The sequence below is a fragment of the Paenibacillus sp. FSL H8-0260 genome (assembly GCF_045040625.1).
GTDB lineage: Bacteria > Bacillota > Bacilli > Paenibacillales > Paenibacillaceae > Paenibacillus_AQ > Paenibacillus_AQ odorifer.
In genome coordinates this window covers 5,542,425-5,555,680 of record NZ_CP150298.1, presented here as the reverse complement: position 1 = coordinate 5,555,680, position 13,256 = coordinate 5,542,425, and the positions used below count along the sequence as shown (strand labels likewise).

Genomic DNA, 13,256 nt, shown 5'->3' with positions numbered 1-13,256 from the left:
AGATTTGAACAGGCATCGAAATATTTCAGAAATAGCTTGGGGGTAATTTCACTTGTCATCACAAGAATTGGATCTTCGCGATTATTTTCAGATCGTCAGGAAGAGACTATGGCTGATTTTCAGCATAGTTGTATTGGTGTGTGGTATTGCTGGTGTATATAGTCTGTATATTAAAAACCCAGTATATGAGGCATCTACGAAAATTATCGTTAACCAAACACCGACGCAGTCAGCGGCGGGGCAGCTTGACTTAAACCAGATTAATACCAATATTCAATTAATTAATACGTATAAGGAAATTATTAAGACTCCGGCCATCCTTGATATTGTTACAAAGGATTATCCGCAATTCAATATTACTGCGGAAGAGCTATTGAAAAAGGTTAATGTGAGTTCCGTAAATAATACGCAGGTGATGACACTTGTCGTTCGAGATAATTCTTATCAGCGGGCTGCTGAAATCGTGAATGCCATTTCACTTGTGTTCAAGGAAGAAATTCCAAGTCTATTTAATGTGGAAAATGTATCGATTCTGAATGAAGCTAAAGTGAATCCAACTGTTGAGCCAGGGCCGGTAGAACCGAATGTTTTACTGAACATGGCTATTGCTTTTATCGTTTCTTTAATGATTGGATTAGGGATTGCCTTCCTACTGGAATATATGGATGACACCCTAAAGACAGAAGCTGATATTGAAAAGTATCTTGGATTGCCTACCATAGCTATGATTACAAGATTGGGGCAAGACGAAAGCAAACAAGGTGCCGCACAAACACAGAAACAATCATCCAGAAAGGCGGGGGACCTCGAACATGTCACAGCTTCCAAATAAACAACGCCATCTGATCACCGTTACGAACCCACGCTCTCCTGTCTCTGAAGCGTTTCGCGCATTGCGCACGAATATTGATTTTTCTTCCATAGATCAGACTATTCAAGTGATTATGGTCACTTCATCCGGACCGGAAGAAGGTAAATCTACGGTATCTGCTAACCTGGCGGCAGCATATGCACAAGCAGATAAAAGAGTGTTGTTGATTGACGCCGATTTGCGGAAGCCGACGGCACATAAGACTTTTACACTAAGTAACCGTTTTGGTTTATCCTCCCTACTGTCTCAACAAGCAGTTCTCGAGGACACTGTCCAAGAGTCCGGCGTTAATAATCTTTCAATCATGACCTCAGGACCAATCCCGCCAAATCCGGCGGAAATGATGGCATCTAATCGGATGAGCACTCTTTTACAGGACTTGCGTCAGCGGTATGATGTCATTCTTATTGATACTCCACCATTATTAGCGGTTACGGATGCACAAATTGTGGCCTCGAAGAGTGATGGCGTTATTATGGTTGTCAGCTATGGTAAGGTGAAACGCGATATCGCAGTAAAAGCTAAAGCTAATCTAGATCGTGTAGGTGCAAAAATGCTCGGCGTTGTTCTCAATAATGTAAAACGTAAAGCTAGTGAAGGGTACTATTACTACTACTATGGAAATTGATTTATTCATAATTAAAAATGTTATTTTTGGAGGCACTGAAAATGACAGCGAAATCTAGAGTGGTTCTTTTATTCTTCATTGATCTTGCGATCATTTGGTTCAGTATTGTGACATCTTATATGTTCCGATTCTATGATAACTTTCCCCAAGAGTATGTAATTCAAATGTTGCAATTTGGATTGATTTCAACGGTTTCATTTGGGGGGAGTCTGATTTATTTCGGTTTGTACCGGAGAATGTGGCAATATGCCAGTATTGGCGAGATTATTTCCATTCTTAAAGCTAGCATAGTAGGTGGGGGGATTGCTTACGCTCTGGCTTTCTTTATCCTACCTGCACGTGTACCACTTGGGGTGGAGGTGCAAGCCATGGAGGCGACCCTTGTCCTAGTGGGCGGAGTTCGCTTTTTGTGGAGAGTATTTCGTAATGATCGGATCAATTACAAGGACACGCAGACCCAGACGCTTATTGTCGGGGCAGGGGATTGTGGAATATTGATTGCCAGAGAAATGATGGGACCCTCTTTTGCCCATACCAAGTTAGTAGGCTTTATTGATGACAGCATGAACAAATTTCATATGACAATAATGGGTATTCCAGTGTTGGGTAACCGTTACGCAATTCCTGCTATCGTGAAAGAACGCGGAATCCATGAGATTATAATTGCGATGCCTTCCGTTTCACGTACTGAGATTTCTGAGATCATTAATCTTGCGAAGAAGACAGGAGCTAAACTTAAGATTATTCCAGCACTAAATGATCTGATTGCTGGAAAAATATCTGTAAAGAAGCTGCGGGATGTCAGTGTGGAGGATTTACTGGGGCGTGAACCTGTCGTAGCTGATCTAAACGGTATTCTTAGTTATGTGCATAATAGAACTGTATTAGTTACAGGAGCTGGTGGATCTATCGGCTCGGAGTTATGTCGTCAAATCTCACCTTTCGCACCGGAGAAGTTATTGCTTCTTGGACACGGAGAGAACAGTATCTACACGATCGAAATGGAGCTGCGTAAAAAATTCCCTGATTTAAATATAGTTACGGTGATAGCAGATGTGCAAGACCGTAATCGCATGATGGACGTTTTCCGTAGCCATAGACCGCATGTTGTCTTTCACGCAGCAGCACATAAACACGTTCCCTTAATGGAGCGGAATCCTTCGGAAGCCATTAAAAATAATGTTTTTGGTACAAAAAATGTTGCGGATTGTGCAGATAAATACGGAGCTGAAAGATTTGTAATGATCTCTTCAGACAAAGCGGTTAATCCAACTAGTGTAATGGGTGCGACTAAAAGAATTGCTGAGATGTATGTTCAGAGTTTGGATACAACGAGTGAGACTAAGTTCTCAGCGGTGCGTTTTGGAAATGTACTTGGTAGTAGAGGAAGCGTAATACCAGCATTTAAGAAGCAAATTGAAGCTGGTGGACCGGTCACGGTTACCCATCCTGAGATGGTACGTTACTTTATGACAATACCAGAAGCTGTACAGTTAGTAATCCAATCGGGTTCCTTTGCTAAAGGTGGCGAAGTCTTCATATTAGATATGGGAGAACCTGTAAAGATTCTGACACTGGCAGAGGATTTAATTACTTTGTCTGGATATGAGCCATATGCGGACATTGACATTCAGTTCTCAGGCATTCGGGAAGGTGAGAAGTTATATGAAGAATTGCTCACCGATGAAGAGAATCTAGATTCTACACATCACGGTCGGATCTTTATTGGCAGACCTAATGTGATCAGTCAGAATCAGATGGAACTGGAATTTAAACGTTTGGAACGTGTGCTAGCGGAGGATGCGGAAGTAATACGAGAGGTCATTGATCAGATTGTACCCATGCAACCAGTTGCTCAAGCTGCAATTAGCTAATTAATTCAAATGGGGGATACCCAATGTTCAATAAAAGATGGAAGAAGATATTAATTTGGACACTATCAGTCCTTGTTGTACTGGGTGTAGGTGGATTATTCGCTGCTAATTATGCTGTGGATAAGCTGATGAACTCCATGGCGGAGGGATTAGACTTAGAATCGGAAGATACAGTTACCGATGTTCGAGTTGAAGAGGTAGTGGACTCAACACCGACAGCTACTCCTGTTAGTACTTTTAGTGAACCTGTTGAGACTCCAATGCCTGTGGTAGAGCCTCTAAACGGATCTACCGAAGTTGGGGCAACTAATCCTCCTATAGCTAGCCAAAAAAAGGGGAACAACAAAACTCAAGCAACTCCAACTATAACAATACAACCATCTATCGAACCTTCCAAAGAAGTTTCTAACAGTACTGACGAAGGCTATACAGCTCAGATTTCTGCGGATAAGGCGAAGAAAATTCAAGATAATGTCACTGTGAAAGAGAAAGCAGATGTGGCCTCTATTGTATTAGGACAACTAAGTGTAGCAGATATAAAGAGGCTCAAGGAATTGGCATCTGGCGGGTTGACCCTTGATGAGAAACGGGAAGCGCGAAGTATTATTCTCGATAAAGTATCGGAAGAACAGTACAATGAGCTTTCACAGATTGCTAAGAAGTATGGAGTAAGTCAAGGGAAAACACGTGACCAAATCATTGCCGAAGAAGAACAATTAAAAGCGATAGAAAAGGGAAGTGAATAAGCATGTCTAAAGTAACACTACCAGTAGTAGCTTTATCATTAATTGCTTCAATTGGTTTAGCGCCATTAACAGCATCCGCACCTATATCAGTATCGGCAGCTGCGGTGGTGCCAAATGCAACGACTAAGACTGCAACTACTACGATTAAAGTGCAAAGTATGAATGTGAATTTGATTTTTGACGGCGTGAGTATTCAGCCACCCACAGGTCAGTATGTATTCATGTACAACAATACTACTTATATTCCATTACGCTTTATGTCATATGCCTTGCAGAAAAGTGTTGCTTGGGATGCTAAAAACGTTAAAGTTACCGTAGCAGAGCCTAGCAGTTCAGAACTAGTTGTGATTAAAGAATACCTAATGAATGCAACGAACGGGAATAGTACTTCAGTAGCATCGAAGAATATTGTCCTCAATCAAGTTAAGGCAAGTTATGTATTTAACGGTTCAACCAAGGCTTTGCCTGCAGGTCAATCCAGCTTCATCCTGAATGGGTCCTTATATGTGCCCCTTCGTTTTTTATCGGAATCTGTAGGTCATAACATTAGCTGGGATCAGAAGACGAAGACCATTACTGCTGCTTCCAAGGCTTATCAAGAGCAATCCAATAATGGTTCAACAGGTAACAATGGTAAGGATTTATCTCCAGTAGCAACACCAGCACCAACGGATACAACTGACGCAGCGGGTGGGGGTTCTGCGGAAACTGGAAAGGTTTCATATGAAACTATCACCAGTGACACAGAAGCTAAGCTTACGGCGCTTAAAAATCAAAGCCAATCGACATTAATGAATATTGCGTTTGAGTATATAGGAGCAACAGATGAAGCGAGTAAGAAAAGTATTAAAGCTAAAGGGGTACAACAACTAGCCTCATTTACTGCTAGCTTTAATAGTATAGTCACTGATGCTGAACAAAAACTGAACAGTAATGGCTACAGTACAGAAATTATTGGTAAATATAAAAGTGAATTTGAATCGCAGCTGCAGTTGGGGAAAGATCTGGCTGCAGGAATGTCTAAATAATTTAATTTCGAGAGTAAAATATCATCTCTCTGTTTAAGCATAGAGATGATATACATTGAATAAATACCTGAGAAAGGATTTGAATTATGAGTTCATATTTTTATGTGAAGAAAACTATTGATACTTTTTTGGCTCTAATTGGAATTCTCCTGCTATGGCCTTTTTTTTTGATTATAGCAATTATAATAAAATTGAATTCAAAAGGTCCTATTCTATTTAAACAAAAGAGATTGAGTAAGAATAAAAAAGAGTTTTATATTCTTAAGTTTAGGACTATGCGAATTGATACACCCAAAGATATGCCAACTCATCTGTTAGAAGATCCTAATTTTTTTATAACTAAAGTAGGTAAATTTCTTAGAAAAACAAGCTTGGACGAATTGCCTCAAATTATCAATATTCTGAGAGGTGAGATGAGTATTGTTGGGCCAAGACCAGCTTTATGGAATCAATATGATCTTATAGAGGAAAGAGATAAATATGGTGCAAATGATGTACTGCCGGGTCTCACAGGATGGGCACAAATTAATGGGAGAGATGAACTCTCAATCGATATTAAAGCTAAATTGGATGGAGAGTACATTGAAAAAATGGGTATCCGTATGGATAGTAAATGTTTTGTTAGGACGATTACTGGAGTTATTAAAAGTGAAGGTGTTGTAGAGGGTAGGACTGGAAAAATTAATAAAAATGATTCTTTAAGCACTGAGGAGATAATAACAGGATGAAGAAAATACTTGTTACAGGTGCTAATAGTTACGTGGGTACAAGTTTTAAAAAATGGATTGAAAAGTATTCGAATATTTATATCATTGAGTCAATAAATTTAAGAAGTGATTCCTGGAAGGGAAGAGATTTTTCAAAATATGATGTTATATTTCATACTGCTGGTATTGCCCATATTAAGGAAACGAAAAAAAACAAAGAATTATTTTTTAAAGTGAATCGTGATTTAGCATATGAAGTTGCTTACAAAGCAAAAAGGGAGGGAGTTAAGCACTTTATATTTTTGAGTTCTATGAGCGTTTATGGGATTGATAATGGTTTAATTCTTTCAGATTCGACTTTAAATCCTAAGAGTAGTTATGGCCGTTCTAAATTAGAAGCTGAGAAATTGATAAATACGCTAGAAAATGATTCATTTAAAGTTGCGGTCGTTAGACCACCAATGATATATGGTAAAAATTGTAGAGGTAATTATCCGAAATTGGTTAAAATGGCACTTAGGTTCCCCTTTTTTCCTAGTATTGAAAATAAACGAAGTATGATTTATATAGATAATTTTTGTGAATTTGTAAGATTGTTGATTGATGATTGTGCCGAGGGAACGTACTTTCCACAGAATGAAGAATATGTTTGTACTTCTCATCTGGTTAAGCTTGTGGCAAAAGTTCATGGTAAAAAAATAAATATGTTAAATTCATTTAATCCTTTACTTAGGTTTATAAAATCAAGAACACTAAATAAAGTATTTGGTAATTTAGTTTATGATAAAAAACTCTCTGAATATAAGAAAAAATATTGTATTAATGACTTTAATGAATCGATCATTTTATCCGAAACGAGGCTTTGAAATGAGTAAGATAGCACAGGATGAAAAATTAGTCAGTATTATTATGCCTGCTTATAACTGTGAAAAATATATAAGGGATTCTATTAATTCTGTCCTTAATCAGACATATCAATATTGGGAACTTATTATTATCGATGATGGTTCGGTTGATCAAACCGTGAACATTGTTAAAAATTTAACCGAAAATGAAGATCGTGTACATTTGTATGAAAATCACCACAATCAAGGTGTTTCGGCTACAAGAAATAAAGGTATATTCCTGGCAAAAGGTGAGTGGATTGCTTTTTTGGATAGTGATGATATCTGGGATATATCTAAACTTCAAAAACAAATGAATTATCTGAGCCCTACAACTGCTGAGTTTTTATTTACAGGTTCCTCGTATATAAATGAGGAAGGGGTTTCCTATAAAGGGGTTTTTGAAGTACCAGAATTAGTAGATTATAAAAAATTAAGAAAGCATAATGTGATTTCATGTTCTTCTGTTCTTCTAAAAAAGCATTTCTTTAACAACATAAAGATGGAGAAAGACGATATGCATGAAGATTATGCGGTGTGGTTGAAAATCCTGAAAACAGGTATATGTGCATATGGTATTAACGAACCTCTTCTGGTATACAGGATCTCACGAAATTCTAAATCAGGTAATAAATTAAAAACAATTAGAATGACTTATAAAGTATTTAGATTTATAGGTATGAATCCTCTGGGTTCAGCTTATTTTATGTGTAGACATATTATAGGCTCAGTTTTAAAGTATAAGAAAATAATGGAAACTTAAATGAAGCAAATCAAGGTGGGGATTGAATGGAAAAGGGGAAAGTCTCAATAATAATAGTTAATTGGAATGGTGGATTGGTGTTATTTAATTGTATAAAGTCTATTAGAGAGTATTGCACAAATGATAATTATGAAATTATTATTGTTGATAATGATTCTTCCGATGATAGCATTAAGTTAATAGAAATGAATTTTAATAATATAAAAGTAGTGAGGAATAGCTCTAATGAAGGATTTGCGAAAGCAAATAATATAGGCTTATTGTACGCTGATGGTGAATATGTCCTATTATTAAATAGTGATACTATATTTTTAAATGATAATATTACACTAGCCAAAGAATTTATGAATAATCATAGAGAGATCAGTATGTTAGGTATTAAATTGCTAAATAGCGATTTATCATTACAAGAGAATTGCTACAAGTTGCCTACTTTAAAGTCATATTTCTGTGAATACATTTTTCGATACCGATATTCTCAAAAATATAATTATGAAGTAGAGCACCATGTTGAATGTATTAGTGGAGCATATATGTTTATTAGAAGAGAAACTATTGAGAAATTTGGGCTTTTCGATGAGCAATATTATTTTTATCAAGAAGATACTGACTTATGTAAAAGATTTTGGGACAATGGTGAGATTATGTATTATATACCTTATGCTCAAATAATACATATTGGAGGTTCTAGTACTAAAAGTGTTAAAGGGAGAATGTTATATCAGATGCACAAAAATAGATATATTTATATCGAAAAGTATTTTTCATCCCATCAAAAATCCCTATTTAATATGATTACTAAATTAGGGCTGATATCTGATTTTTTAGCATCATCTATAAAGCTTCTTTCTTATAGAATAAATTCGAAAGATTATATTGATAGATTAAGGGTTTATAAAAGAATATTTTTATTAAATAGGAGCAACTAAATGAATAAAATATCTGCAGTGATAATAACAAAAAATGAAGAGAAGAATATAAAAGAGTGTTTAGATACTTTAAATTGGGTAGATGAAATCGTAGTAATTGATTCGTATAGTGATGATAATACTATAGAAGTTGCGAAAAAATACACTAATAAGGTCTATCAAAATGAATGGAAAGGATATTCAAATCAAAGAAATTATGGTGCAAATCTTGCATCAAATAGCTGGATAATAAGTATCGATGCAGATGAAAGAATAAGTAGCGAGTTAGCAAATGAGATACAAAATACATTGAAGGATCCAAAACATGCTGCCTATAATATACCAATGCAGAATTTTGTCTTTAATAGGTGGATGAAGCATTCAGGGCTTGATAATCAATATCATATTAGATTGTATAATAAAAATTTTTGCAAATGGAATTCGGTTATACACGAAGATATAGAAACTAATGGTGGTACTATTACCAAGTTAGAAAATAAGATGTTGCACATTGCATATAAAAATGTTTCACAACTAATTGCGAAAATTGATAGATACACAGATTTAGAATCAGAAAAATTATTTGAATCTGGTAAGAAACCGAATCCAATCTCATTTATAATGTATCCACCAATAATTTTCTTGTATAAATACTTTTTTCAATTAGGTTTTCTCGATGGAATAGCAGGATTTACTTGGGCTACTTCGCTAGCTTTTTACCATCATGTGAAATTTGTGAAATATTACTTGAAAAAGGGTGAAGTGCAAAATGAAAATACAAATATTCACTAGAAACTTTTTGGGGAAAATATCAAATTTTGATGTGGGAAATTTATCTGCTATTGGTGGGGCTGAAGTTTATTTAATGCAATTAATAGAAGCTATTCACCAAAAATATTCGGATGCTGAGATAACTGTATATCAATTAGGTGATGATAATAAAGAGTTTTACACTGAACTATTTACACTTAAACATATTAAGCTAAACAAAATAGAAAAAATATTTTTCCCAATTACTTTATCACTTAAATTCAAAAAAATTATTGAGAAAGATTCACTTAAAATTTTTAACTATCCAAATTATGCTGCATTTGTAGGAGTTCAAAAAAATAGTATAGGTATATTTCATGGAGTTGAATGGGACACGGATTTATTCAGTTATGTGTTTAGAGAAGTGAAATATAGATATAGAAATATTTTTGGAGTACTTACTGCACTTTTAAAATACATATACTTTAGATTAGTAGTACCGACTTTAGTGAAAAAAGGTATTAATAACATTGACTGCCTAGTATCAGTTGACAATAATATATTCAATTATGTTAAAAAAGAGAAACATAAAGGAAAAATAAATGTGATTTACAATTGTGTAGACTTGGATTTTTTTACCGGTAATCCAAAAATCGATAATACTGCTGAATCGACAATAATATTAGTTCCAAGAAATTTGAATGTAGCACGAGGTGTTTTCTTATTACCAGATATAGTAACAAGATTACTAAAAAAAACAGATAAATTTGTTGTGCAAGTTGTTGGTACTGGACCGTTGAAAGGTTATATTGAAAAAAAAATTCAAAGTGAAAATATACAAAATCATATAAAACTATTGGGGCACGTCAATGATAGAGGGAAGATGGTAGAATTATTTCGTTCAGCAAACATTGTACTGATACCAACTGTTTTTTCAGAAGGAACTTCCTTATCAGCATTAGAAGCTATGGCTTGTAATAAACCGGTGATAATGACTAAAATAGGTGGGTTAAGTGAAATTGGAATAGATGGAGTAGATAAGCTCTCCTCTAATGCAAATGCCGAAGAGATTGCTGATAAAATATACTCTTTAATGTGTAACGAAGAATTAATGGATGAATTGAAAGTTAATTCGAGAAAATGCGTTGAAAACCATCACAATTATAAGGACTGGTCAAATAATTGGTTGGAAATTATAAATAAATTCTATATTTAAATTATATATATTTGCAAGGAGAGTGAATTAATCATAATTATTGGATATTTAGTATTTAATGTATTGTTAGTGTTGTTTGGTAATAATATATATAAAAAAAAGATTAACCCTGTGAGCATTTATTGTTATGTGTGGAGTTCTGTTGTTTTTTTGTATGAGCTAAAATTAATAAAGTACTACCCACTAACACTTACTACATGGGGAGTTGTATTTATTATGCAACTTTTATATGTAATGGGATGCTATATAGCAAAAAAAATATATCATGAAGAATTAAAGGCAACTGTCGATTTTGAAATATCATCTACTCATTCAATAAAATCCCAAAAGGTTATTCTTAATATTATAATAATTATCACTTTAATATCGGGTTGCGTCATACTTCTAAATGTATTTCAATTTTTCAGAATGTTTGGTTTTAATTTACTTGGACAAACAAATGAACTTTATTTATTTCGACTTACTGGTAGTGAAGGAATTAAGACAATACCTTATCTAGGGGTTTTGGTATATGTTTCCTTAATTTTTTCAGCGGTATATACAGTACAATACGGTTTTAAAAAAATATTTATCATCCCAATGGCTTTAATAGCCCTAGAAGAACTTACTAGTGGTGGAAGAGCCTCTCTTGTTCTTGCTCCTCTTATGTTTGTGGGAGTATTATTAGCTAGTGATGTGAAAAGTAAGTTTTCGAAAATGCAAGTTGGATTTGTATTAACACTAGTCGGAATACTCTTTATAGTTATTAGTTCGAATAGAACAGCTGGTATCGATAACGTGTATTCGAGTGAATTTCTTTACAATATAACAAATGGAAATCCTACAGTATATAAATTAATTGAATATATTACCTCTCCTTTAGGAACTTTAAATGCATTCTTGAAGGATCCTACCTTTTCTTTTGGGAAAAATACATTTTTAACAATATATAATCTGCTAAATAAAATTGGTTACAATATAAATATATCTTTGTACCAAGATGATTTTTATGTTCCGATGAGAGTGAATGTTGGTACAATGTTGCGTGAATTAATAGAAGATTTTACGATTGGAGGTTGTGCACTAATAATCTTCTTCATTGGCTTCTGTTTTAGTAGTAGTTATCTTAAATTCAGAAATACTCTTTCGTATCTTTATGCAATTTGGGTAGCCGTTTTTTTTCAGATTATTAGTTTCTCATTCTTTGATTGGCGATTAAGATCTTCTGCGGAATGGATAATTTTGGTTTGTGGTTCTGTTATTGGAGTATATTTGGATAGAAAGCTTAGATCATATAAATGAATAATAGGTTTACAGGCCACTAGTAAATTGTCTTCCAAGTTATTACAGTAAAGATGATGAGGGATGAATATTGAATAAAAAATCCATTGCTTTCATGAAAAATTTCTCATATACCTTATCGTCGAATCTGGTATCAATGATCATTTCAACAATTGTTATTTTAGTTGTACCAAAGTTAATAGGTATAGAAGATTATGGATATTGGCAATTATACCTATTTTATTCATCATATGTTGGTTTCTTGCACTTTGGTTGGAATGATGGAATCTATCTTCGATATGGAGGAAAGGAATATAAAGAGCTAGATAAAGATTTGTTCTTCTCACAATTTTGGATGTTATTTATTTTTCAAGTATTAATTGGTGTAGTGATAATTAGTTTTTCAACTATTATATTTGAAAATGTTAGTAGGCTATTTATAATTAATATGACAACATTATGTATGCTTATAATTAATGTAAGACTCATGTTAATCTATATATTACAATGTACTAATAGAATTAAGGAATATGCACAGATAACAATAATGGAAAAAGTTTTGTATTGTTGTATGATTTTAGTGTTATTAATAGCGGGTATTAGAAAATATGAAGTATTAATCATTGCTGATATAATTGGGAAACTTATTACTTTATTTTATTCAGCTTATTGCTGTAGAGAAATAGTATTTAATAAAATCTCAGCTTTTCATTTAAATGTTAGAGAGATCATTCAGAATTTTAGTGTAGGGATAAAACTTATGTTTGCAAACATCGCGAGTATGTTTATCATTGGAATCGTTCGATTTGGTATTGAAAGAACGTGGGATGTTACAACATTTGGTAAAGTTTCGCTCACACTAAGTATTTCTAGTCTAATGATGATATTTATCAATGCTGTCGGTGTAATTATCTTTCCAGTATTAAAAAGGGCAAATAAAGATAAACTAGCATTTATATATTCAACTATACGAACTTTTTTAATGATCCCTATGCTTGGATTACTTGCGGCATACTACCCAATAAAGGTAATCTTATCAGCATGGTTACCACAATATAATGAGAGCGTAATGTTTATGGCGCTTCTCTTCCCAATGTGTGTCTATGAAGGGAAAATGTCATTATTAATTAATACTTATTTAAAAACATTGAGGAAAGAAAAGCTAATGCTTACTATTAATGTGGTATCTGTGTTATTGAGCATCATTATTACAATATTGTTTACTATAGTATTTGAAAATCTCTCGTTAATTATTGTATCGATTGTGGGCCTGCTAGCTTTTCGCTGTGGTTTGGCAGAGATGCTTTTATCAAAGATACTCAATGTTTCTGTATATAAAGATATATTTCTTGAAATGATTATTTCTCTGATCTTCATATTAACTAGTTGGTTTATTGATTCATGGATCGGAGTGGCTTTATATTTAATTACGTATGGAGTGTATTTGTTCTATAAGAGAAAGGATATTAAAGGCGCAATGATAAATCTAAAACAACTAGTAAAAGTATAGTTAAATCTAATTCTAATTTAGATTCTATGCTTCCTTATTTTGTTACAGTATTTCTGAAGTTTTCAGTTTTATTATGACCTTATTGAGGTATTGATGACTTTTATCTTGATT

Annotated in this window: 13 protein-coding genes; all 13 read left to right on the top strand. The window is 33.9% G+C overall.

The features are described 5' to 3' along the window. Positions 1–52 precede the first annotated feature (52 nt). The 13 genes from MHI51_RS24750 to MHI51_RS24690 all read left to right on the top strand — a co-directional run bounded on the left by MHI51_RS24750 (position 53) and on the right by MHI51_RS24690 (position 13,145). Positions 53–832: a YveK family protein gene (locus MHI51_RS24750; RefSeq protein WP_076277508.1), complete on the top strand. Its 780-nt coding sequence runs from the start codon at positions 53–55 to the stop codon at positions 830–832. Beyond that, a complete protein-coding gene (locus MHI51_RS24745) occupies positions 813–1,499 on the top strand; it encodes a CpsD/CapB family tyrosine-protein kinase (protein ID WP_076277507.1) in 687 nt (228 codons plus the stop codon). The genes MHI51_RS24750 and MHI51_RS24745 overlap by 20 nt, the downstream gene beginning before the upstream one ends. A 41-nt stretch (positions 1,500–1,540) precedes the next feature. Next, positions 1,541–3,373, top strand: coding sequence for a nucleoside-diphosphate sugar epimerase/dehydratase (locus tag MHI51_RS24740; protein ID WP_076277506.1), 1,833 nt, complete (start codon positions 1,541–1,543; stop codon positions 3,371–3,373). 23 nt (positions 3,374–3,396) lie between these two features. After that, entirely contained in the window at positions 3,397–4,119 is a 723-nt protein-coding gene (locus MHI51_RS24735; protein ID WP_342410098.1) for a hypothetical protein, read from the top strand. A 2-nt stretch (positions 4,120–4,121) separates the two neighbouring features. After that, the gene (locus MHI51_RS24730; RefSeq protein WP_342410097.1) at positions 4,122–5,147 is read left to right on the top strand and encodes a copper amine oxidase N-terminal domain-containing protein; all 1,026 of its coding nucleotides are present in this window, start codon (positions 4,122–4,124) and stop codon (positions 5,145–5,147) included. Positions 5,148–5,233: 86 nt separating this feature from the next. Then, a complete protein-coding gene (locus MHI51_RS24725; RefSeq protein ID WP_076277503.1) occupies positions 5,234–5,875 on the top strand; it encodes a sugar transferase in 642 nt (213 codons plus the stop codon). Beyond that, on the top strand, positions 5,872–6,720 hold the full coding sequence (locus tag MHI51_RS24720) for an NAD-dependent epimerase/dehydratase family protein (RefSeq protein WP_076277502.1): 849 nt from the start codon (positions 5,872–5,874) through the stop codon (positions 6,718–6,720). Before MHI51_RS24725 ends, MHI51_RS24720 begins: the two co-directional genes overlap by 4 nt. A 1-nt stretch (position 6,721) precedes the next feature. Continuing rightward, positions 6,722–7,501, top strand: coding sequence for a glycosyltransferase family 2 protein (locus tag MHI51_RS24715; protein ID WP_081387590.1), 780 nt, complete (start codon positions 6,722–6,724; stop codon positions 7,499–7,501). Between the two features lie 26 nt (positions 7,502–7,527). Continuing rightward, complete coding sequence (locus MHI51_RS24710; RefSeq protein WP_076277501.1) at positions 7,528–8,430, top strand: glycosyltransferase family 2 protein; 903 nt, start codon at positions 7,528–7,530, stop codon at positions 8,428–8,430. Continuing rightward, complete coding sequence (locus MHI51_RS24705) at positions 8,431–9,201, top strand: glycosyltransferase family 2 protein (RefSeq protein ID WP_076277500.1); 771 nt, start codon at positions 8,431–8,433, stop codon at positions 9,199–9,201. Beyond that, on the top strand, positions 9,179–10,375 hold the full coding sequence (locus tag MHI51_RS24700; protein WP_342410096.1) for a glycosyltransferase family 4 protein: 1,197 nt from the start codon (positions 9,179–9,181) through the stop codon (positions 10,373–10,375). Before MHI51_RS24705 ends, MHI51_RS24700 begins: the two co-directional genes overlap by 23 nt. Positions 10,376–10,444: 69 nt before the next feature. After that, a complete protein-coding gene (locus MHI51_RS24695; RefSeq protein WP_256719066.1) occupies positions 10,445–11,656 on the top strand; it encodes an O-antigen polymerase in 1,212 nt (403 codons plus the stop codon). 70 nt (positions 11,657–11,726) lie between these two features. Further along, positions 11,727–13,145: a hypothetical protein gene (locus MHI51_RS24690; RefSeq protein ID WP_076277497.1), complete on the top strand. Its 1,419-nt coding sequence runs from the start codon at positions 11,727–11,729 to the stop codon at positions 13,143–13,145. The last annotated feature ends 111 nt before the right edge of the window (positions 13,146–13,256 follow it).

Excerpts from the sequence above, each read along its gene's own strand:
- MHI51_RS24745 (WP_076277507.1), top strand. The coding sequence starts at position 813 with ATGTCACAGCTTCCAAATAAACAACGCCATCTGATCACCGTTACGAAC.
- MHI51_RS24740 (WP_076277506.1), top strand. The coding sequence starts at position 1,541 with ATGACAGCGAAATCTAGAGTGGTTCTTTTATTCTTCATTGATCTTGCG.
- MHI51_RS24735 (WP_342410098.1), top strand. The coding sequence starts at position 3,397 with ATGTTCAATAAAAGATGGAAGAAGATATTAATTTGGACACTATCAGTC.
- MHI51_RS24730 (WP_342410097.1), top strand. The coding sequence starts at position 4,122 with ATGTCTAAAGTAACACTACCAGTAGTAGCTTTATCATTAATTGCTTCA.
- MHI51_RS24725 (WP_076277503.1), top strand. The coding sequence starts at position 5,234 with ATGAGTTCATATTTTTATGTGAAGAAAACTATTGATACTTTTTTGGCT.
- MHI51_RS24720 (WP_076277502.1), top strand. The coding sequence starts at position 5,872 with ATGAAGAAAATACTTGTTACAGGTGCTAATAGTTACGTGGGTACAAGT.
- MHI51_RS24715 (WP_081387590.1), top strand. The coding sequence starts at position 6,722 with ATGAGTAAGATAGCACAGGATGAAAAATTAGTCAGTATTATTATGCCT.
- MHI51_RS24710 (WP_076277501.1), top strand. The coding sequence starts at position 7,528 with ATGGAAAAGGGGAAAGTCTCAATAATAATAGTTAATTGGAATGGTGGA.
- MHI51_RS24705 (WP_076277500.1), top strand. The coding sequence starts at position 8,431 with ATGAATAAAATATCTGCAGTGATAATAACAAAAAATGAAGAGAAGAAT.
- MHI51_RS24700 (WP_342410096.1), top strand. The coding sequence starts at position 9,179 with ATGAAAATACAAATATTCACTAGAAACTTTTTGGGGAAAATATCAAAT.